At 73.6% G+C, this 21,403-nt stretch carries 19 protein-coding genes and 1 pseudogene; 7 read left to right on the forward strand and 13 right to left on the reverse strand.

Features of this window, described 5'->3' with window-relative positions; translation table 11 throughout:
* The 4 genes and pseudogenes from H9623_RS08575 to H9623_RS08590 all read right to left on the reverse strand — a co-directional run.
* Nucleotides 1–365 (reverse strand): annotated as a pseudogene (locus H9623_RS08575) (IS5/IS1182 family transposase); the annotation flags it as partial.
* A 146-nt stretch (nt 366–511) separates the two neighbouring features.
* Nucleotides 512–778, reverse strand: a complete 267-nt coding sequence (locus H9623_RS08580; protein ID WP_193719645.1) for a DUF1905 domain-containing protein — start codon at nt 776–778, stop codon at nt 512–514.
* A 452-nt stretch (nt 779–1,230) separates the two neighbouring features.
* Nucleotides 1,231–2,316, reverse strand: a complete 1,086-nt coding sequence (locus tag H9623_RS08585; RefSeq protein ID WP_193719646.1) for a site-specific integrase — start codon at nt 2,314–2,316, stop codon at nt 1,231–1,233.
* Nucleotides 2,317–2,416: 100 nt separating this feature from the next.
* Nucleotides 2,417–3,661, reverse strand: coding sequence for a Fic family protein (locus H9623_RS08590; RefSeq protein WP_193719647.1), 1,245 nt, complete (start codon nt 3,659–3,661; stop codon nt 2,417–2,419).
* Nucleotides 3,662–4,005: 344 nt separating this feature from the next.
* Here H9623_RS08590 and H9623_RS08595 point away from each other — a divergent pair, with 344 nt between their 5' ends.
* Complete coding sequence (locus H9623_RS08595; RefSeq protein ID WP_138824427.1) at nt 4,006–4,350, forward strand: RNA polymerase-binding protein RbpA; 345 nt, start codon at nt 4,006–4,008, stop codon at nt 4,348–4,350.
* Nucleotides 4,351–4,530: 180 nt separating this feature from the next.
* Here the strand turns inward: H9623_RS08595 and lnt are convergent, their stop codons facing one another.
* The 9 genes from lnt to H9623_RS08640 all read right to left on the reverse strand — a co-directional run bounded on the left by lnt (nt 4,531) and on the right by H9623_RS08640 (nt 15,817).
* Nucleotides 4,531–6,132, reverse strand: coding sequence for an apolipoprotein N-acyltransferase (gene lnt, locus H9623_RS08600; RefSeq protein ID WP_193719648.1), 1,602 nt, complete (start codon nt 6,130–6,132; stop codon nt 4,531–4,533).
* Between the two features lie 339 nt (nt 6,133–6,471).
* Complete coding sequence (locus H9623_RS08605; RefSeq protein WP_193719649.1) at nt 6,472–8,136, reverse strand: amidohydrolase; 1,665 nt, start codon at nt 8,134–8,136, stop codon at nt 6,472–6,474.
* 75 nt (nt 8,137–8,211) lie between these two features.
* Entirely contained in the window at nt 8,212–11,256 is a 3,045-nt protein-coding gene (locus tag H9623_RS08610; RefSeq protein WP_193719650.1) for a DEAD/DEAH box helicase, read from the reverse strand.
* A gap of 100 nt (nt 11,257–11,356) precedes the next feature.
* Nucleotides 11,357–12,403: a diacylglycerol/lipid kinase family protein gene (locus H9623_RS08615; protein ID WP_193719651.1), complete on the reverse strand. Its 1,047-nt coding sequence runs from the start codon at nt 12,401–12,403 to the stop codon at nt 11,357–11,359.
* The gene (gene tatC, locus H9623_RS08620; RefSeq protein ID WP_193719748.1) at nt 12,396–13,142 is read right to left on the reverse strand and encodes a twin-arginine translocase subunit TatC; all 747 of its coding nucleotides are present in this window, start codon (nt 13,140–13,142) and stop codon (nt 12,396–12,398) included. Before tatC ends, H9623_RS08615 begins: the two co-directional genes overlap by 8 nt.
* A gap of 42 nt (nt 13,143–13,184) precedes the next feature.
* Complete coding sequence (tatA, locus tag H9623_RS08625) at nt 13,185–13,382, reverse strand: Sec-independent protein translocase subunit TatA (protein WP_193719652.1); 198 nt, start codon at nt 13,380–13,382, stop codon at nt 13,185–13,187.
* Between the two features lie 45 nt (nt 13,383–13,427).
* Nucleotides 13,428–13,754, reverse strand: a complete 327-nt coding sequence (locus H9623_RS08630; RefSeq protein WP_193719653.1) for a hypothetical protein — start codon at nt 13,752–13,754, stop codon at nt 13,428–13,430.
* A 10-nt stretch (nt 13,755–13,764) separates the two neighbouring features.
* Entirely contained in the window at nt 13,765–14,757 is a 993-nt protein-coding gene (locus H9623_RS08635) for a helix-turn-helix transcriptional regulator (RefSeq protein ID WP_193719654.1), read from the reverse strand.
* Nucleotides 14,750–15,817, reverse strand: a complete 1,068-nt coding sequence (locus tag H9623_RS08640; protein ID WP_193719655.1) for a helix-turn-helix transcriptional regulator — start codon at nt 15,815–15,817, stop codon at nt 14,750–14,752. The genes H9623_RS08635 and H9623_RS08640 overlap by 8 nt, the downstream gene beginning before the upstream one ends.
* Nucleotides 15,818–15,852: 35 nt before the next feature.
* Between H9623_RS08640 and H9623_RS08645 the strand changes: the two genes are divergently transcribed.
* Genes H9623_RS08645 through H9623_RS08670 form a run of 6 tightly spaced genes read left to right on the forward strand, consistent with a single transcriptional unit; the run spans nt 15,853 to nt 21,201 of the window.
* Nucleotides 15,853–17,025, forward strand: coding sequence for a DUF3866 family protein (locus H9623_RS08645; RefSeq protein WP_193719656.1), 1,173 nt, complete (start codon nt 15,853–15,855; stop codon nt 17,023–17,025).
* Nucleotides 17,022–17,789 (forward strand): DUF4129 domain-containing protein, encoded by a 768-nt coding sequence (locus H9623_RS08650; RefSeq protein ID WP_193719657.1) that lies wholly within the window; start codon nt 17,022–17,024, stop codon nt 17,787–17,789. Before H9623_RS08645 ends, H9623_RS08650 begins: the two co-directional genes overlap by 4 nt.
* A complete protein-coding gene (locus H9623_RS08655; RefSeq protein WP_193719658.1) occupies nt 17,786–18,298 on the forward strand; it encodes a hypothetical protein in 513 nt (170 codons plus the stop codon). The genes H9623_RS08650 and H9623_RS08655 overlap by 4 nt, the downstream gene beginning before the upstream one ends.
* Nucleotides 18,299–18,323: 25 nt before the next feature.
* Nucleotides 18,324–19,313, forward strand: coding sequence for an AAA family ATPase (locus tag H9623_RS08660; protein ID WP_193719659.1), 990 nt, complete (start codon nt 18,324–18,326; stop codon nt 19,311–19,313).
* The gene (locus tag H9623_RS08665; RefSeq protein WP_193719660.1) at nt 19,310–20,647 is read left to right on the forward strand and encodes a DUF58 domain-containing protein; all 1,338 of its coding nucleotides are present in this window, start codon (nt 19,310–19,312) and stop codon (nt 20,645–20,647) included. Before H9623_RS08660 ends, H9623_RS08665 begins: the two co-directional genes overlap by 4 nt.
* Nucleotides 20,644–21,201: a hypothetical protein gene (locus H9623_RS08670; RefSeq protein ID WP_193719661.1), complete on the forward strand. Its 558-nt coding sequence runs from the start codon at nt 20,644–20,646 to the stop codon at nt 21,199–21,201. The genes H9623_RS08665 and H9623_RS08670 overlap by 4 nt, the downstream gene beginning before the upstream one ends.
* The last annotated feature ends 202 nt before the right edge of the window (nt 21,202–21,403 follow it).

Genomic DNA, 21,403 nt, shown 5'->3' on the forward strand with positions numbered 1-21,403 from the left:
GGGTTGCGCGGTCCGTGCAGCTGCGCGATCGGCACGAGCGTGCCGTCCAGGGCCACGAACGGCCACTGCTCGGTGCGGGCGGTGGCCAGGACGTCGTGCAGGTCGGGTGCCTTGTCGGCGACGACGTCGATCGCCTCGTGCAGGTACCGGTAGGCCGTCGCCAGCGAGATGCCCGCGTCCCGAGCGAGCAGGTGCACGCGGGTCGCGTCCTTGAACCAGCGCAGCACGAGCAGTGCTTGGGTGCGCGCGGTCGCGGCGCGCTGCCAGGGACGGATGTCGCGGGCGCGGCGATGGGCCGCGATCCATCGGGTCACGACCGTCAGGGTGTGGGCGGGCACGTCGAGGGTGGCACCATAAGTGATCAAGCAGGGTCCCAGTCGTCCAGTTTGTGCGTTTGGCGACTTGCATCCTGGTCCTGGGACCCTGCTGCTGCCAAACTCACGACCGAACGAACCTGCAGGTCAGCGCGCCGTCGCGCCGATCACATCACCGCGCCTGGTGAGAACGCCTCTCAGGTCAATCGTTCGGACAGGTGGACGGTCACGGTGTCCCCGATGCCCTTGCCGAGCTGTGTGCGGAGCTTGGCGCTGATCGAGAGCATGTGCCCGCCGGACCCTGTCGGCATCAGCCCGGCCCTGAGGGGGTGGTCGTCCACGGTCGCGACGACCCGCACGGCCTTGCCCGTTCCCAGCAGCTCGAGCGAGTCGGGAATCTCGACGCACGACCACACGTCGTCGCGCACCGTCACGCCGATCGGTGCGGTGAAGGTGACATCCATCGGACCTGGCCTGGCGCTCACCACGTACCTCCCTCGTCGTCGACGGGGCTCGTGTGCCCGCACGTCGTCGCTCCGACCCTATCGAGCGACACGGACAGAGCGCTCGGTGCGCGCCGTCCGTGCGCGGCCCGGGCCCCGACGTATCGGGCCGTGGGTCGGGTTCCGTGATCGGTCGTCGGGGGTGCGCTGCACCCAAAGTCTCTTGATATCGACAGACTTCCCCAGGAAGCGTTGAGAGCGTCGAACGCCTCGGGAGGACTCTGTCGTTTCGGGTGACTCGCGGCTCGTTCGAGGATTGTCGGCGATGACCGTTTCGCCCTCGTCTGCGGCCTGCCCCGTGAGTGCTAGACCCACGGGGCGAGCAGCCGGTCTCCCCCGGTTTCCCCTGGAAACTCAACGTTCTGAGCCGCCGACCGCGCCCCCTTCGGAGGTCCGTGGGCACACCCTGGGCACTAGCCGGGCGAGACCGCGCGCAGCCGGGCCGTCTCCAGGGCGACCGCGACGCCGTCGAGATCCTTCTCGAAGAGGTCCGCGTAGACGTCCAGAGTCATGCTCGCGGAGGCATGTCCCAGCATGCGCTGGACGGCCTTGACGTTCGCGCCCGCGGACACGGCGAGGCTCGCGGCGCTGTGCCGGAGGTCGTGCGGGGTGAGGTGGTCGTCGATGCCCGCCTCGCGGGCCGCGCGCGAGAACCAGCCCGTGCCGGACTTGGAGCGCTTGAGGTACGTGCCGCGGTCGCCGTGGAAGACGACGTCGTCGCGCCCCTTGCCCTCGCACGCCGCCGCGAGGCGCAGGGACAGGAAGGCGGGGAACGGGACGGAGCGCCGCTCGTGCGACTTGGGTGTGCCGATCACGATGTCGGAGCCGACCTCGACGGCGTTCTGGTTGATGCGCATGCGCTGTCGGAGCATGTCGAGGTCGCGGACGCGCAGCCCCGCGGCCTCTCCCCATCGCAGGCCGCAGTACGCGAGGACCAGGACGAGGGTCTCGTGCCTCCCGGCGGCAGCGGCGAGCGCGGCGACCTGCTGGTGGTCGAGGTAGGTGTGCTCGCGACGGACCTTGCGCGGCAGGTTGACTCCGCGGGCGGGGTTCGTCAGGATGCGGCGGTCGTCGACCGCGTCGTCGAGCAACGATGCCAGTGCGCCGTGCGCGCGGGCGACGGTCGTGGGGCTGTACGTCGCGCTCAGGTCGGAGACCCACGCCTGGACCGCGGTGCGCCGGATCTCCGCGACGGGCACGCTCCCCCAACGTGGCGTGACGTGCAGGCGCCACGAGCTCTCGATCGCGCGGGCCGTGGAGGGCTTGAGGTGGGTCTGGCGCTGGAGCCACGCTCCCCCGAGCTCGTGCACGGTCGAGCGGGCGGCCGTGGGGTCGATGAACTCCCCGCGCAGGATGGACACCTCGAGCGAGGACGCGAAGGCCTCGGCGCTGCGCTTGGTCTTGAAGCCGCGCTTCTTGGTCTGCTTGCGCTCGGGGGTACGGAATCGGACCATGTACCGCCGTCCGGCCGTGGTCTCGTACGCCTCAACGGTCGCCATGACCGCCCGTCCGCCGTGCGTCGTGTGCCTGGTTCCTCACAGGACGAACGGTACCGCGATTCAGCGCATTGACGACGATCCGGACAGGACGCCCCGGGGCTCAGGATCCTGCGACGCGTCGCCGACCAGCGCGTGCCGCGAACGCGTCGAGGGCGGCCAGCACCTCGGTCGCCTGCCAGGTCCGGCCTCGTCGTCGGCGCGGGTCGGTCGGCGTCAGGGCGCCTGCGTCGACGAGGCGATCGATCGCGCCCTGCGCTGCGGGCAGGCTCACCCCGAGCGCGTCTGCGAGGAACGAGACCGAGACGACGGGTTGCCCCAGGACGACGTCGATCGCCCGCCAGGCGGCTGCGCCTCGACGGGCGTCGATCCGTGCGGTCCAGGCGTTCCGCACCTGCGAGAGCTCGTCGGCCAGTGCCCTGCCGTTCCCGACGGCGACGAGCGCAGCCTCGTTGACCTGGTGGACGATGGGCACGACGTCTCCGCGACGGTAGGCCGTCAGGGCGTCGACGTAGGCATCGGTGTCGACGAGGAGCCCGGCGGAGACCGGGACGGTGACTCGGCGAGTGAGCCCGGCGTGGCGGAGCATCGCGTGAATGAGTGCCCTGCCCGACCGTCCGTTGCCGTCCGTGAAGGGGTGGATGGTCTCGAACTGCGCATGGGTGAGGGCCGCGTGGGCGAGCACCGGGAGGTCGGTGCGGCGCGCGAAGGCGACCAGGTCGTCGATCGCGGCCGGGATGCGTTCGTGATGGATCGCGACGTACTCGGCCAGGTGAGGGCCGGCGGACGTCCCCCCGATCCAGACCTGCTCCTGCCTCCACCGACCGGCCGAGCCGTCGCGCTCGCCCATGAGCGCACGGTGGACGGCCAAGATCGCGTCGCCGTCGAGGCGGTCCGCCAGGTCGATCGCCGCCTGCATGGCGTGGACGTTGCCTGCGACGGTCGTGGCGTTGCGGGAGGCGTCCTCGCCGATCTCCGCCAGGGCGAGCTGTCGTGCCCCGACGGTCAGGTTCTCGATCTGGGAGGAGGCTGCCGACTCGCTGCGGAGCAGAACGCTGCGCAGCGGGGCGAGCTCGCCGGTGCCGAGGAGGGTGTCCATCTCGACGTCGAAGCGGGCGACCTCGGTGGCGGCGTCCTCGCACTCGGCGACGAGGGCGGCGGGCAGCGGCACCTCGCGGCCTGCGATCGCCGGGGCGAGCGCCGACCTGTACGGCCCCGCGTGCAGCTCACGCTGGCGCCGAGAGACGGGTGAGTCGGCGTGGAGTCGCCACGGGTGCTCCTCGAACGAGATCGAGGGCCAGGGCCCGCCCGCCGCCGGAACGAGCGGGGAGCTGTCGGTTCCGTGCATGCGCCACCTCCTTGTCCAAGGATCATGCCGTAACCTTGGACAAGCGAGCGGGTGACGCACGGCTGCGTGTCGAGGCGCGCTGCCTCACATGCCTTGCCTCGGGCAACATCACACCCGTGTTCGTGCGTGTGGAGTTGCGCCGACCTGCGAAAACCGGAAACCTGGTCGGTGGTCTCGCGGGTGTGCGCGTCCTCCCCGATGCGCGTGGTCTGCTGGGCAGCCTCGACGGGTGGGTTTGGCGCGCCTCCTGCGTTCACCGGACCTTCACGCCCCTGCGGAACATGCGTTCCCGCCGGGACGTTGACCCCCATAGACAACCCTGCCGCTACCCCTTGGAGGACGACATGCCAGACCGGTCCCTACGTGGAATGAGCATCGGTGCGAAGAGCATGGAGTCCGACGCGGGCGTCGACTTCGCCCCTCGTTTCCAGGCGCACTACGACTGCCCCAACGGCCACACCATCATCCTGCCGTTCTCGACCGAGGCCGAGGTCCCGGCGGTGTGGGAGTGTCGGTGCGGCGAGGAGGCCCTCCTGCGTGACGCGGAGCGCCCCGAGCCCAAGGCCGGCAAGCCCGCCCGTACGCACTGGGACATGCTGCTCGAGCGCCGCACGATCAAGGAGCTCGAGGAGCTCCTCGACGAGCGCCTCGGCCTGCTGCGTGCCGGCAAGCTGCGCCGCAGCGCCTGACCGACTGCCTCGAAGGGCCCGGAACTCCTCGGAGCTTCCGGGCCCTTCGTCGTGCGCGGACCGGATAGTGCGCTGCGCAGGACGCCCCCGCCGTCGGCTCGCGTCACCACGTCGACGACGGTCCGGCTCAGGACGTCGAGGGCGGCGCGCTCGCTGCCGGCTGCGTGCCCGCCGTGCGGGCTAGCGGCGCTTCCCGGCGACCGGCCGGCTGGCGGCCTGCTTGCGGGCCGGGGCGCTCGCTGCCGGCGCCCGTCGCACCCGGGCCACCACTCCCCCCACGACGAACAGGACGGTCAGCCCGCCGGCGATCCATCCCGGCCAGTACCCGGCGCGAACGGCCGGGGTCAGCGAGTCGCGCAGCGGGAGCGTCGCGATCATCTGGTCGGCCGTGAACAGCTCGGTGCTCTCGAGCAGCGCCCCGTTGGGGGCGATGACGCCGCTCACGCCGACGGTCGAGATCTGCACGGTCGCGCGACCGGTCTCGATGGCCCGCAGGCGCGACATCGCGAGCTGCTGCGTGGACTCGGCGCTGTACCCGAACGACGCGTTGTTCGTCGGGACGACCAGCATCTCGGCGCCCTCGTTGACGGCGTCCCGGATCAGCTCCTCGTACGCCACCTCGAAGCAGATGACGTTGCCGAGCCGCACGACGCGCCCCAGCCGCTCGGAGGGCAGGTCGATCACGGCGACCTCGTCGCCCGCGATCATGTCGGTGGTCACCCGGTCCACCTGGTCGGAGAAGATCCGCACGAAGTCGCGCAGGGGGATGTACTCGCCGAACGGGGCCGGGTGCTGCTTGGCGTACCGGTCGATGACGCCCTCCCCCGGGGCCCACAGCAGGGACACGTTGTAGCGCCCGCCCGTCTCGGGGAACTCCTGCGCCCCGACCAGGACGGGGGCGTCGACGGCGCTCGCGGCCGCGTCGATGTCGGCGGCCACGTCCGGTGTGGTCTGGGGGTCGAGGTCCGACCCGTTCTCCGGCCACAGGACGACGTCGAGCTCGCCGGGCTCGACCTCCTCGAGCAGGGCGAGCGTGCCGTCGACGTGGTTCTGCAGGACCTCGCCGCGGTTGGCGAACGAGCCGAGGCCTGGCTCTCCGACGTTGCCCTGGACCGCGCCGACCGTGAGCGTGCCCGTCTCGGGGCGCACGTCGAGCGGGACGACGAGGCCGACCCCGAGGATGACCGCGGCGGTGCCGAGCGAGCACAGGGCCGGCAGGGTGCGGACCCGGCGCGCCTCGACGAGGAACACCGCGACGAGGACACCGATCGCGGCCGTCAGGAGCGACACGAGCAGTCCGCCGCCAAGCCAGGCCGTGCGTCCCAGGAGGGAGTCGACCTGGGAGAACGCGAGCCGCCCCCAGGGGAACCCGCCGAAGGGGAACTCCGAGCGCCACTGCTCGACCGCGACCCACACGACCGAGAACGTCACGACCTGCCAGGCGAGGTTGCGGGCGACGAACGGCAGCCGCCGCACCCAGGTCCACATCGCGCCGAAGAGCGCGAGGAACGCGGCCTCCAGGACGCTCAGCGCGAGCCACGGCACGGTGTCCGTCGCGATCTGGGCCCACTGGATGTGCGGGAGGAAGAACGCCAGTCCCCACAGGAGCCCGACGAGAGCGTTCCACCACGCGCCGTCGCGCCGCAGGGCGAGGAACAGTGCAGCGACCCCGGCGAACGCCATGGGCCACCACCCGCGGTCGGGGAAGGCGGTGTTGGTGAGGAAGCCGCCACCGACGGCGAGAAGGATCAGCAGCCAGCGGTTCGGCTCACGGGTCGACACCAGTGCAGGGTACGCCACGTACCTGCAGGTCGGCCCATGGATCCGGTGGATGTGGGCCGACCCGCGCGTCCTTCGGACCACGTCCCACCGCCACCGGTGGAGCCGTGTTGTCTACTGAACGCGCGGGTCGAACCGATGCGCGCCAGAACCGGCAGGACGAACGGTGAGATGGTGGCTCGTTCCCCTGTGGCGCTGACGGCCGGAACACGTCAACGAACTTACCTTCCCTCCGTGTGGTGTCAATCCGAACACCCGGGACGAAGGTCCCTCGTCCGCCGCGGTCCTGCGACCTGTACGCACGAGGGCGCGGACGAGGGGTGGGAGCGGCGGTGACGACGTTCAGTCGAACGTGTCGTACAGCACGACGCCGTCGCGCACCGTCTGCAGGCACGTCGGGTCGGGGGCGTCGTCCGTGAGGTCGGGCAGCAGGGGCGTGCCCGCGCGGGCGTCCGTGCTCCACGAGGACACCGCGGTCCCCGTGCCCTGCACCGCGAGGTGCTCGGCCCGCCAGACCGCGAGGTGCGCGGGGGCGCCGACGCGCAGCTGACCGGCGCCGGTGTGGTCGAGCCCGGCGATGCGCCAGCCCCCGCGCGTGTGCGCACGGAACGCCGCACGGGCGGAGATACGCTGGTCGGGGTCGGCGTGCGACATCGCCGCCCGGACCGCTGACCACGGGTCCATCGCGGTCACGGGCGAGTCGGACCCGAACGCGAGCGGGACGCCCGCGCCCGCCAGGTCCGCGAACGGCGACAGCCCGGCCACGCGTGTGGGCCCCAGGCGAGAGGCGTACATGCCGTCCGGGCCGCCCCACGCGGCGTCGAACACGGGCTGGATGCTCAGGGACACCCCGAAGAGCAGGAGTGTCGACAGGGCGTTGGTGTCGACGAACAGGGCGTGCTCGACTCGGTGCCCCGCCCGGCGGTGCGCGGCGGCGCCGTCGGCCTCCGCGGCGGCGCGCAGCCCCACGAGGAACGTGTCCATGGCGCGGTCACCGATGACGTGGAACCCGCCCTGCGTGCCGGCCGCCGCGACCGCGGACAGGTGCGCCGCGACCTCCTCGGGGCTCAGGTACTGGTTGCCGCGGCCGTCAGGACCGGCCTCCCCCGGGGTGCCGGTCCAGTCGGAGTACGGGTGCCGCAGGGCCGCGGTGCGCGAACCGAGCGAGCCGTCGACGTTGAGGTCCCCCGCGATGCCCGTGAGGCCCGGCAGGTCGGCGAGCAGGGCGCGCGCGTCGTCGGACGTGGCGCACAGCTCGCCCCGGTAGGCGACCAGGTGCGGCAGGGCACCCTGGGGGTCCCGCGTGAGCGCGATGAGCTCGCGCAGGCCGTCCCGCGTGTCGATCGAGGGGGCGCTGTTCTCGTGCACCGACACGATGCCACGCCGGGCCGCGGCGTCCAGGGCCGCACGGTACAGCGCGGTGCGCCGCTCGGGGCTCAGGGCGCGCGCCGCGTCCCGGGCGGCGTGGTGCGCGTCGAGCGTGACCCAGCCGCTGTCCGTCCAGCCCTGCCGGCCTTCGAGGCCCGCACGCTGCGCGAGGGACGTCGAGACGACCGCCGAGTGCACGTCGACCCTCGCCGCGTACACGGGGGCTCCCCCGCACGCCGCGTCGAGCTCCGCGCGCGTCGGGGCACGGTGCTCGGGCCACTCCTGCTCGTCCCACCCGAACGCGAGCAGGACGTCGTCGGCCTCCGCGGCCGGGCGGGCCGCGGCCGCGGCGCGCAACGCGTCCAGGGCGCCCGCGAGGGACGTGACGCCGGCGCTCGCGGACAGGTCGACGCCTGCGAGGGCGAGGCCGGTCTCGAGGACGTGGACGTGGGAGTCGACGAAGCCGGGGGCGACGAGGGCGCCGTCGAGGTCGATGACGCGGTCGGCGCGCGCGGCGAGCCCGGCGGCGGTGTCGTCCGCGCCGATCCAGGTGATCACCCCGTCGTCGACCAGCATCGCCTCGGCGAAGGGGTCGGTCGAGGAGTGGATGACGCCGTTGCGGTACAGGGTGGAGGCCACGAAACCACACGATATGCCACGGTGCGCCCGGTGCGCCCCTTCACGGGGGTGCGCCGGGCGCCCGTGACGCGAAGGTCACACGCTCGAGTAGGCCACGACGCCGCGGCGGACGGCCTCGATGGCGCGGACCGCGGTCCTGCGCATCGCGGGGGTGGGGGCCGCGGTCGCGAGCTGGTCGAGGACGTCGATGATCTGCTTGCACCAGCGCACGAAGTCGCCCGCGGCGAGCTCGGAGCCCCGCAGGACGGCGTCGAGGCTGCGGCCGGTCGCCCACCGGTGCACGGCCGCGACGAGCCCCAGGTCGAGGCTGCCGGTCGCGTCGATGTGGTGGGCCTCCTCGAGGTCGTCGACCTCGGACCACACGACGACGGTCGCGTCGAGCGCCCGTGCGAGCCTGCCCTGGGGGCCGCCGGGCACGTAGGGCTCGCCCGGCTCCTCGCGGCGCGCCGAGAAGACGAGGGCCGAGACGACGGCGGCGAGCCCTGCCGGGTCGAGGTCGTCCCACACGCCGCGGCGCAGGCACTCGGCGAGCAGCAGGTCGTTCTCGGCGTAGAGCCGGCGCAGCCACTGGCCGGCGTCGGTCACCCGGACGTCGGGGGCGGGCGTCCGTCCTGGTCGGGGGCGGGTCGTGGCGGGTGCTGTCCCGGTCGTGCCCGGGCCAGCGGCGGGCGTGTCCTCGAGTGCGCCACCGCTCGCGGGGTGCGGGTCGACCTCGAGGTAGCCCAGGCCCGTGAGGATGTCGCAGATGCGGTCGAAGACGCGCGCGATCGACCCGGTGCGGCCCTCGACGCGGCGCACCAGGGCGTCGTGCTCCTTCTTGAGCCGGGCCCAGCGCTCGGCCCAGCGGGCGTGGTCCTCGCGGTCGGGGCAGTCGTGGCAGGGGTGGGCGCGCAGGGCGGCGCGCAGGCGGCTGAGCTCCTTGTCGTCGGCGGCGGCCGCGCGCACCCGGTGGGCCTTGCCGTGGGCGGGTGCGCCGGGGGTGTCGACGAACGCGCCGAGGGCGTTGCGCAGCGACGAGGCCAGGTCGCGGCGGGCGGCGGGGACGCGCGGGTTGAAGGTCTTGGGGATGCGGACCTTGCCGACGGTGCGGATCCCTGACGGGGCGTCGGCGACCGTGAGCTTCTTGACGTGCTTGTCCTCGGTCAGCACGGTGGGGCGCGGGCCGTCGAAGCCGCCGTCCTTGCCCGGGTCGAGCACCACGACGTAGCCGGCGCGCCGGCCCGTGGGGAGCTCGACGACGTCGCCCACGCGCAGGTTCTCGAAGTCGGCCACGACCTGGGCGCGCCGGGCCCGCTGGTCCGACTTCGACAGGTCGGCCTCGCGGTTCGCGATGGCGCGCCGCAGCCGGGCGTACTCGCTGAAGTCGCCGCGGTCGCACGTCATGGCCTGCGCGTACCCCTCGAGGGCCTCGGCGTGCGCCTGGGCCTGCTTGGCCAGGCCCACGACGCCACGGTCGGCCTGGAACTGGGCGAACGACGTCTCCAGGACGTCGCGGGCGCGCTCGCGGCCGACCTGCGCCACGAGGTTGACGGCCATGTTGTACGTGGGCCGGAACGAGGACTTGAGGGGGTACAGGCGCTTGGACGCGAGTCCCGCGAGGGCGACCGGGTCGAGCCCGGGGTGGTCGACGACGACGGCGTGCCCCTCGACGTCGATGCCTCGCCGTCCGGCGCGCCCCGTGAGCTGGGTGTACTCCCCCGGGGTCATGTCGACGTGCGAGGTCCCGTCCCACTTCACGAGCTTCTCGAGCACGACCGAGCGGGCGGGCATGTTGATGCCGAGGGCGAGGGTCTCGGTCGCGAACACGACCTTGACCAGTCCCCTGCTGAACAGGTCCTCGACGATCTCCTTGAAGATGGGCAGCATCCCGGCGTGGTGGGCGGCGATGCCGCGCGCGAGGGACTCGCTCCACGTCCAGTACCCCAGGACGTCGAGGTCCTCGGCGGGCAGGGTCGCGCTGCGTTCCTCGACGGTCGCGCGGATCTCGGCCTCCTGCGCGGGCGTCGTCAGCCGCAGCCCCGCGGCCAGGCACTGGGTCACGGCGGCCTCGCACCCCGCGCGGGAGAAGATGAAGAAGATCGCGGGCAGCAGGCCGTCGGCGTCCAGGGCGTCGACCACGGCGAACCGCGGCGGGGTGCGGCGTCCGCCCCCGTCCCCCGACCCGCCGCCGCGGTACCCACCCGGCCCGCCGCGGCCCCCGCGTCCGCGATAGCCGCGGTCACCTCCCCGGCCGCCGCGCCCGGGGTACCCGCCGTCGCGGGAGCCGCTGCGGAACGCGGCGAGGAGGTCGGGGTTGATGGGCGGGTTGACCCCGGGGTCGGTCGGGTCGACGTGCCCCGCGTACAGGTCGATCAGGTCCGCCCCGGTGCCGGGGCGCACGACCTCGCCCGGGGTGCGGGGGCCGCGGTGGCGCGAGCCGACGAGGACGTGCTGCCACAGGGGGACGGGTCGGCGCTCGCTGACGATGACGGCGGTGTCGCCGCGGACCATCTCGAGCCAGTCGCCGAACTCCTCGGCGTTGGACACGGTCGCGGACAGGGACACGAGCTGGACGTCGTCGTCGAGGTGGATGATGACCTCTTCCCAGACGGGTCCGCGGAAGCGGTCGGCGAGGTAGTGGACCTCGTCCATGACGACGAACGCGAGGCCGTCGAGGGCGCGCGAGCCCGCGTAGAGCATGTTGCGCAGGACCTCGGTCGTCATGACGACGACGGGGGCGTCGCCGTTGATGGAGGTGTCGCCCGTGAGCAGGCCCACCTGGTCGGCGCCGTGGCGGCGGACGAGGTCGGCGTACTTCTGGTTCGACAGGGCCTTGATGGGGGTCGTGTAGAAGGCCTTGCGGCCGCCGGCGAGCGCGAGGTGGACGGCGAACTCCCCCACGACGGTCTTGCCGGCGCCCGTGGGGGCGGCGACGAGGACGCCGCGGCCCTCCTCGAGGGCTTGGCAGGCGCGGACCTGGAAGTCGTCGAAGGGGAAGCCGACGACCTCGCGGAACGCGGCGAGCTGGGTGCGGGACGCGGCCTGGAGGGCGCGTGAGGCCGCGTACCGTTCCGCGGGGCTCGCCGGGCCGTGGGTGTCGTCGTCTCCGGAGGTGCCGGCGGTGCGGGGTGCTGCGGTCATGCCACCACCCTACGGTCCGGGGGTGTCGGTCCGTGGGGCTTTTCGCCGTCGGGCGCGCACGGGCCGCGCGTGCCCGGGGCTGCGCGCCCGACCGGGTGGGTCAGTCCCGCGGCGCGGTGGTGCGTCCGTCGAGGACGTGCAGCGCACCGGGGACGACGCGCACGCGCACGGGCAGCCGGGAGATGCGTTCCCCGTCGGCGAAGGCCGGGGGTGGTGGGCGTCCTGCGTCGGTCGCCTCCAGGAGGACGGACGTGACCTGGCGGACGTCGACCGCGGGGTGGTGCACGTGCTTCCCCCGGTACATGCCGGGGAAGACGCGGGCGGCGCCCAGGCGGGTCAGGGGTCCGGCGGTGACGAGGTCGAGGAGGCCGTCGTCGATCGCGGCGTCGGGGGCGATCTGCACGCCGCCGCCGAAGCGGTGGCCGTTGGCGACGGCGACCACGGTCCCGGGCGAGGACCACACGAAGGGGTGCGCTGCGGCGTCGGGCCCGTCGCCGGGCGCGAGGTCGGCGGTGATGCGGTACCCGTAGGGGTGGAAGCGGGCGAGCTCGCTCGCGACGGCGCGCACGTACTTGGCGCCGCCGCGCGGCCACGTCAGGGCGTTGGCGTGGGCGTTGACGGCGGCGTCGAGCCCCGCGGACAGGACGCCGCAGAACCAGCGTGCGCGCCCCGGGCGGGGTGCGAGGTCGGTGTCGAGGGGTTCGGCGCGGGCGGCGTCCACGACCCGCACCCCGCCCGTCCCCGCCGAGCGGGCGGCGAGGGCCGTGGTGAGGAGCCCGACGGCGGCGGGCACGTCGTGCACGGGGAGGTCGAGGGCCGAGGCGAAGTCGTTGCCGGTGCCTGCCGCGACGACGCCCAGCGGGACGTGCGTCCCGGCGACGGCGTTGACGCCGAGGTGGACCATGCCGTCGCCGCCGACGACGACGAGCGCGTCGACCCGCCCGGCCGGGCCGCGGCCCGCCACGGCGTCGCGGGCGTTCTCGAGCGCGAGGGGTGCGTTGGGGGCGCTGAGGTCGACGACGTCGTGGCCGGCCTCCCGCAGGAGGGCGAGGGTGCGCAGCCCGTCCCCCCGTCCCCGCCCGCGGTCGGCCGTCGGGTTGACGACGACGGCGAGGCGGGCAGGGCGGGGTGCGGGCCGCTCAGGCACCGGAGAGCGCGGCGGCCAGGCGCTTGTCGGTGCTGCGGTCGCGCAGGATCGCGATCCCCAGGGCGGCGAAGTACAGGAAGCAGATGGGCAGGGCCACGAAGATCATGGTGAGCGCGTCGGGCGTCGGGGTCATGACGGCCGCGAACACGAACGCCACGAGGATGGCCCAGCGCCACCCGGCGAGCAGGGTCGTCGCCCGCAGCAGGCCGGCGAAGTTCAGCGCGACCAGGACCACGGGCAGGACGAACGCGAGCCCGAACGCCAGGACCAGGCGCATCACGAAGCTCAGGTACCCCTGGGCGTCCGTGAGGTTGGACGCCCCGTCCGGAAGGAACGACGCCAGGATGTCGACCGCGTGCGGCAGGACCCACCACGCCAGGAACACCCCGCCCAGGAAGAGCGGCACCGACGCCCCGAGGAACCCCACGGCGTAGTGGCGCTCCTTGCGCGTCAGTCCCGGGGTGATGAACGCCCAGAGCTGGTAGAGCCACCACGGGCACGACACCAGGACCCCGAGGAACAAGGAGACCTTGATCTTCATGTCGAGCGCGGTCGCCATGCCCGAGTAGTTCAGGTTGATGACCTTGTCCTGCGCGGCCGCGGCCGCCTCGAGAGGAGCCTGGAGCGCGGCCAGCAGCGGTTCGTACAGGAACCACCCGCCGATCGCACCCACGACGAGCCCGCACGAGACCAGGAAGAGCCGCTTGCGGATCTCCAGCAGGTGCTCACGCAGGGGCATGCGCCCCTCGGGGGACCTGGCCGTCTTCGAACCGGCCACGGGTCAGGCCTTGGGGGCGTCGTCATCCTTGACGGCAGGCTCCGCGGGCTTGTCGTCGTCGCGCAGGTCCTTGACCTCGCTCTTGAAGATCTTGAGCGACTGGCCCACGCTGCGCGCCAGGTCAGGAAGTCGCTTCGCCCCGAACAGGAGCAGCACGACGACAAGAAGGACGATGATGTGCCAGGGCTTCAGCATGCCCATGAGATGGCTCCTCGGAGTCGGACGCAAGTCTTGTTGTCGCAGATCCTACGCGTTGAATCGGCGCCACCGGACCCACGTCTCCTGGTTGCGTGTCCTGCGCAGCGCCCGACGCTCGGCGCGCTGCTCCCGCAGCTCCTCCACGCGCTCGCGCAGCGGCTCCGGGTCGTCGAACAGGGTGGGCGCCGTGCTGGGCTGGGAAGCCTGCAGGGCCGCCGTGATCTCGTCGGTCCGCTGCGCGAACCGGTCCATCACGACCGACGCCTCCGACACCTGCCGCAGGAGCGCCTTCGCCTTGCGCCACAGGTCGCGCCCCAGGAAGAACGCGCCGACGAGCGTGCCGACGACCAGGACCGACCAGATGGTGAACCACATGCCGTCCAGCCTAGTTCGCGGACGGCGCGCCCGGGGCCGGGTCCCCGAACTCGTGCCCGTACGCGGCCAGGGCGGCGCTCGCGGCCTGCGCGACGTCGTCGGCGACCTCCTGGGGCGTGACCGCCAGGACGTGGCGGGCGTGCTCGAGGAGCAGGCGGCGCAACCACACCGGGTTGGTGACGCGCAAGGACACCTCGAACGCGCCGTCGGGCAGGTTGCGGACCTTCTCGACGGGGACCTGCTCCGCGACCCAGCGCGCCGGGCTCGCGAACGTGATCGTCGCCAGCGGTGCGTCGCCCGTGGGCGTGAAGTCGACCTCGGTCGGCAGGTCGTGCTCGCCCGCGGGCACGTCGAGCTCGGTCGCGGCCAGGAGCCGGTCGAGCCGGAACGTGCGCTGCCCCTGCGCCCGGTGGCACCACGCGAGGAGGTAGGAGTACGCGTCCTGGGTGTGCAGGGCCACGGGGTCGATCTCGCGCTCGGACACGACGTCGGAGCTCGTCACGTACCGCACGCGCAGCCGGTGCCGGTTCGCCAGCGCCGACGACACCGCGGCCACGACCTCGGGGGCGCCGTCGGGAGACAGCCGCACGTCCAGTGCCGCCGCGGCCTCGCCCGTCGCGCCCGTGAGCTTGTCCAGGACGGACGCGACGACGTCGGCCCGCGCCCGGTCCGAGCGCACCGCCGGGGTCTCCCCCATGGCGCGCAGCGCCGCGATGAGCGCCACCGCCTCCCGCGTCCCCAGCCGCAGGGGACGCGTCATGCCGCGCGCCTCCGTGAGCCGTACCACGCCCCGCTCCAGGGAGTCCGCGTCGAAGTCGATCAGGTCGTCCGGCCAGTACCCCGGGGTGCCGGACACCCACAGGGCGTCGACGTCCTCCACGATCTGGCGCGTCGACACCCCGAACCGGGCCGCGAGCTCCTCCACGGGCACCCCGCCCGCACCGTCCAGGTAGGACACGATGCCCAGCAGCCGCACCAACCGGTCGTCCGCGCGCTCAGCCACGCTGCTCCTCCGTGCTCGTCGAACCCTGCTCGTCGGACCCGACCTGACCGGCCACCGCGGCAGGCGGCCGCCCCAGAGCCGCCGCGGACCACAGACGGCGCACGACGGCGTCACGCAGCTCCGCAGGGCTCAGCACCACGACCGCGTCGCCGTACCCCGCGATCTCGTCCGCGAACGCGTGCGGGTTCGTGAACGTCACGTGCACCACGTCCCGCCCGTCCGCACGCGGACCCGCGCCCGCACCGTCGCCGTCGCTGCGCCCACGGGCCCGCAACGCCTCGGCACGCTCCGGCCCGATCGCCAGCCGCGCCTCCTGCTCCGTGCCCGCCCGCGCCCCCAGCAACGCGTCCACGTCCACCCCGTCCGGGATCGTGAAAGCCCCCCCGCGGCCCAGCAGCCGCACCCTGCCCTCGATCCGGCTCAACCGGTACGCACGCGGCGCCAGGCGCTCGCGGTCGAACCCGAGCAGGTACCAGCCGCCCCGCCGGGCCGCGATCCGCCACGGCTCGACCGTGCGCGTCCGCACCTCGCCCGTCGACGCCGCCCGGTACGTGAACGACACGACCCGCAGGGCGTCGATCGCGTCGAGCAGCGGCCCGTACGCGTCGCCCACGGCCCGCACCCGCGGAGCCAGCCCCGCGACCGCGTCGTTCGCGACCTCCCCCGCACCCGCGGCCCGCAGCTTCGTCAGGGCGCGCGAGATGTCCGTGCGCAACGTCTTGTCCTGCCAGAACTGCGCCGCCAGGGACAGCACCCCGAACTCCGCCGGGGTCAGGTCCACCGCAGGCAACGCGTACGCGTCCTGGTCGATCCGGTACCCGACGTCGTCGCTGTGCCCCCCGGCGTCGACCGTCACGATCGGTATCCCCAGGTCGCGCAACGAGTCCTTGTCGCGCTCGAACATGCGCTCGAACGCCTCCGGGGACGGCGCGTCGGCGTACCCCGCGACGCTCGTGCGGATCTGCTGCTTCGTCATCGACACGCTCGTGTTCACGAGGGCGATCACGAGGTTCAGAAGCCTCGCGGCAGGGTTGACTGGTTGACTCGTCTGATCAGGCATCGGCACCCACGCTAACGAACGCTATCCTCACCCGTGTGATGACGTGGCGTACAGCAAGGGTGATCTCCCGCGGCCGAGCCTGGCAAGGCGCGCAGGAGCTGACCGTCGAGCTCGACCACCCCCTGCCCTCCACGGCCGCCCCAGGCGCCGAGGAACGCCCCCGCACCGTGCGCGCCCTCGCCTACACGCAGGTCGTCGGCGACCCCCAGGAAGGCGACCAGGTCCTCCTCAACGTCAGCGCCCTCGCCCGCGGCCTCGGGACCGGCGGCTACGCCCTCGTCGTCGCCCTCCCCGACGCGCTCCCCACCGACCCGGCGCCCGGCCCCGGCCACCTCGTCAAGGCCCGCTACACCCCCCTGCAAGCCCTCGTCCTCGGCGTCGACGAGCAGGAGTCCCCCCACCACGACACCCTGCGCGACGCCGACGACCTCCACGGCATGCCCGTCGTCGTCGCCGACCTCCACTCCGCGCTGCCCGCCATCGTCGCCGGCGCCCGCCTCGCCGCCGCCCAGGACGGACGCCCCGCCCCCCGCATCGCCTACGTCATGACCGACGGCGGCGCCCTGCCCGCCGCGTTCTCCCGCACCGTCGCCGGCCTGCGCGACGCAGGATGGCTCCACACCTGCCTCACCGTCGGCCAGGCCTACGGCGGCGACCACGAGGCCGTCACCGTCCACACCGGGCTCCTCGCCGCCCGCCACGTCACCGGCGCAGACCTCACCATCGTCACCCAGGGCCCCGGCAACCTCGGCACCGGCACCCGCTGGGGCTTCTCCGGCGTCGCCGCCGGCGAAGCCCTCAACGCCACCGCCACCCTCGGCGGCCTCCCCGTCGCCTCCCTGCGCGTCTCCGGCGCAGACCCCCGCGACCGCCACCTCGGCATCTCCCACCACTCCCTGACCGCCTACGGCCGCGTGGCGCTCGCGGCCAGCGACGTCGTCGTCCCCGTCCCCAGCCCCGACGTCGAAGCCCTCCCCGGGTGGGGGACCACCCTCACCACCCGCATCACCGAGCAGGCCGCACGGCTCGCCGCCCCCCACGGGCGCCACCGCCTCGTCCACGCCGACGCCGACGCCGCCCTCCTCAGCGCCCTGCGCACCACCCCCGTCGGCCTGTCCACCATGGGCCGCGGGCTCGACGACGACCCCGCCGCCTTCCTGGCCGCCGCCACCGCAGGCCTCCACGCCGAGAGGAACCGACCCGCATGAGCAAGCGGACACGACTGGGGGGTGTCGTCGTCCTGATCGCTCTCGTCCTCGTCGGCGCCGCCGCAGGCAACCGCTGGACCTACCACCGCCCCGGGTGGCTCTCCAGCGGACCCGACACCTCCACGCCACCACCCCCGCCCCCGGTCGACGAGCACCCCCCGGAGGTCGAGCTCCTCCGCGAAGGCCTCGACGACCGCGCCGCAGGCCTCACCATCGGCCAGTACATGACCGCCCTCGCCCTCGTGGTCGCCGTCGCCCTCGTCGTCATCACGATCGTCTACCTGCGCCGCCGCAGGCTCGAACCCCCAGAGATCAGCACCCCCCGCCACCACGTCACCGCAGGAGACGCGCTCGCGATCCCCGCCCTCGACGTCCAGCTCCCCGCCCTCCGCCGAGGCGTCAAGCACGCCAGACACCTGCTCGACACCGCCGGCACCCCCCGCGACGCCGTCACCGCCGCCTGGATCGCGCTCGAGGACGCCGCCGCGGACACCGGCCACCGCAGGCACCCCGCCCAGACCCCCACCGAGTTCACCACGACCGTCCTCGACGCCACCCCCGCCGACCCCGACGCCGTCACCACCCTCCTCGGCCTCTACCAGCGCGCACGCTTCACCACCCACGACCTCACCCCCCACGACGTCGAGACCGCCCGCCACTGCCTCGAACGCCTCGCCATCGCCTTCACCCCACCCGACGACGACCCCCTCCCCGACGACGTCCACACCAGCACCCCCCAGGACACGCGAGGAACGACGGCATGAAGCACCGGATCACCGCCGACCGCACGCTCCTCCCCCACGCAGCGCTCCTCGGCACGGCCGGGCTCCTCCTCGCCCTCCTCGGCCTCGACCTGCCCCACACCCTCGCCCTCACCACCAGCGCACTCGTCCTCCTCGTCCTCTACCGACGCACCGACCCCGGGTACGACGCCGAGCACCACGCGCTCCCCGACGTCAACCGCGACGGCGCCCGCCGAGACCTCTCCGAGCTCACCTGGGCCATGCACGGCTCCCACGGACGCGTCAGCGAACGCGCACACCGACGCGTCCGGGCGCTCGCGGCCACGGCGCTCGCGGACGAGGGCATCGACCTGTTCAGCACCGACCCCGCGCAGGCCGAGGCGGCCGCCGAGAGGCTCGGTCCGACGGTGCACCGGCAGATGACGTCCGACACCCGCCCGCCGACCATCAACGTCCTGCGGACCTGGGTGAGCGCGGTCGAGGCGCTGGCCGACGCCCCCGCAAGCAGCCACCACGTACCCACCCCGTAGCCACCCGCACCGAGAGGCGAACCCGATGACGGACTCCCCTGCCCCCGCGCTCAGCATCCCCGAGGTGGCCGCGCACGGCCGCCGCATCCTCGACGAGGTCGGCACGGCCATCGTCGGGATGCGCGACTCGCTCGAGCTCGCGCTCGCCACGATCCTCGCGGGCGGGCACGTGCTCTTCGAGGACGTGCCCGGGCTCGGCAAGACGCTCGCCGCACGCAGCCTCGCGACCGCTCTGGGGCTGGACTTCGCGCGACTCCAGTGCACCCCGGACCTGCTGCCCGCGGACATCACGGGCTCGTCGGTCTACGACCCGGCGACGACCGAGTTCGTGTTCCGCCCGGGCCCCGTCTTCACGGGCGTCTTCCTGGCGGACGAGATCAACCGCACGGCGCCCAAGACGCAGTCCGCGCTCCTGGAGGCCATGGCCGAGCGGCAGGTCTCGATCGAGGGCAGCACGTATCCGCTGCAGCGCCCGTTCCACGTGCTCGCGACGTCGAACCCGGTCGAGTACGAGGGCACCTACCCGCTGCCCGAGGCGCAGCTTGACCGCTTCATGGTGCGTCTCGGCGTCGGGTACCCGGGCCGCGACGACGAGCGCGAGGTCCTGCGCCGTCGTCTCGACCGTCGCCAGGAGCAGGCCGACGTCCGTCAGGTCGTCGACGCACGGACCGTGCTCGCGATGCAGGCCGGGGTCGAGGCGACCGACGTCGACCCGGACGTGCTCACGTACTGCGTGGACCTGGTCGCGGCGACGCGCACGGACTCGCAGCTCGAGGTCGGCGCCTCGCCCCGCGGGTCGCAGAACCTCGTCCTGCTCGCGCGTGCCGTCGCAGCCCTCGACGGCCGGGACTACGTGCTGCCGGAGGACGTCAAGCGGGTCGCCGTCCCGGTGCTCGCGCACCGGCTCACCCTGACCCCCACGGCCTGGGCGTCGAACGCGCAGCCGCAGGCCATCGTCCGAGCCATCCTCGACCGCGTGCCCGGCCCCGCTGCGGTCGCCAGCACGACGCGATGACCTCGCTCGCCACGACCGGGCGCCTGACGAGCTGGCAGCAGACCACGAGCCTGGCCGGCGGCGTGGTGCTGGGCCTGGTGCTCCTCACGACCGGCCTCCTCGCCGGGCGCGCGGACGTCGCCGTGCTCGGCGCACCCGCCCTGCTCGGGGCGGCCTGGGGGTGGACGACCCGTCCACGGGGCGAGGGCGTCGTCGCGACGTTCGTCCCGACGGACGCCACGGGTCGGCGGCCGGGGGAGCTGCGGGCGCGGCTGCGCCTCGACGTGCCCGACGACGCCACACCGGTCCGTCTGCGCGTCACCAGCCCCGGGAACGCGGACGCGGACGTCACGGTCCTCGTCGACCGGACCAGGACGCTCGACCTGACGACGCACTCGGCACGCACGGGGCCGCACCGCATGTTCAGGGTCGACCACGTCGGGGTGGGGCCGGAGGGCGCCTTCGAGTCCGTCCCGGACGCGGTCCAGGCGCCGGGGACGCTCGTGCTGCCCACCGCACGACCCCTGGGCCTGCTCCCCCTGCCGCGACAGCTCGCGGGGCTCACCGGCCCGCACACGACGCGTCGGCTGGGGGACGGTACCGAGCTCCGGGACATCCACCCGTTCGCTCCCGGTGACCGGCTGCGCCGCATCGACTGGCGCGCCACGGCGCGCCGGTCCCCCGGGCTCGAGACGCTGTACGTCCGGCGGACCCAGGCGACGGCAGAGGCGACCGTCGTGCTGGTGCTGGACTCGCGCGACGAGGTGGGGCCGGACGTGACGACCTGGCGCGGACGTGGCCCGCTGCCGATGGACCGGGCGACGTCGCTGGACATCGCCCGCCATGCCGCAGCCTCGGTCGCGCAGACCGCGCTGGACGGCGGTGACCGGGTGGGTTTCGAGGACCTCGGCTGGGTCCGCAGCCCTCTCCCGCCGGCCGCGGGCAAGCGTCAGCTCCAGCGGATCGTCCATGCGCTCGCGCTCGCGCACCCCGTGGGCGAGCCCAGTCGTCGCATGCGTCCTCCGCAGATCCCTGCGGGCGCGCTCGTGTACATGTTCTCGACCTTCCTCGACGACGAGAGCGCCACGATCGCCCAGACGTGGCGCTCCACAGGACACCCGGTGGTCGCGGTCGACATCCTGCCGACCGTGGAGGTCCCCCGGGACGAGCCCGGCGCCGCCCTGGCCTGGCGCATCACCCGCCTCGAGCGCGAGCAGCGGCTCGAGGCCGTCCGACGGGAAGGGGTCGTGGTGGTCCGGTGGAGCGCCGCGTCCTCCGGGCCGGGCGGCGCACGGTCCGCCCTCGAGCTCGCCGCTCGACGGCAACGCCACAGCCAGCGAGGGGTGACCCGATGAACGCACTGCCCGTCGACCGGTCGGACGAGCCCCACGGCCCTCCTGCGAACGAGGTGGACACGGGGCCCACCTTCTCGGGGAGGCACCTGCGGGTGGTCCTGGCCGCTGCGACGTTCCTGTTCGGCGTCCTCGCGGTGCACGGCCTGGTCCCGTCTCCGGTGGGCGGCGTGGTGGTGGGCGTGCTCCTGACGGTGGTCGTCCTCGTCCGCCCGCACACCCCGGTCCCCCAGCTCGTCCTGTTCGCCGGCGGTGCCGCGATGCTCGGGGCGGACACGGCGTTCTCGCCCGTGGTCTTCCTGCTCCTCCCTCTCGCGCAGACCGTGCTGCGAGCGTCCTGGTGGGTCGCGCGCGTCCCCCGAGCGGGTCGCGTCGAGCGCTCCGTCCTCCTGCTGGACCTGCGACGTGCGGGAGCGGTCCAGGCCGCGAGCCAGGGCCTCGCCCTGGTCGGGTACGCGGCGACCACGCTCGACGGGAGCGGGCTCTTCCTGGTCGTGGCCGCCGTCGCCCTGGCTGGACTCGTCGCTCTCACGGTCCCACGCTCCTGGTGGCCGTGACGGGTCCTTCGGCCCGCGGTCCCCGAGCGCGCCCTCGCTGACGTCTCAGGTCCGATCAGCTCCCTCGACGAAAGGCCCCGGCCCCTCGGTCCGGGGCCTTTCCCCTCGCCCCTGTCCTTCTGGGCTGTCTGGCGAGTCGGACAACTGACTGGTGTGGTGTCGTTTCGACGCTTGGCACACTATTTATTCCTCGAACAACGGA

Source organism: Oerskovia douganii (assembly GCF_015142735.1).
Taxonomy (GTDB): domain Bacteria; phylum Actinomycetota; class Actinomycetes; order Actinomycetales; family Cellulomonadaceae; genus Oerskovia; species Oerskovia douganii.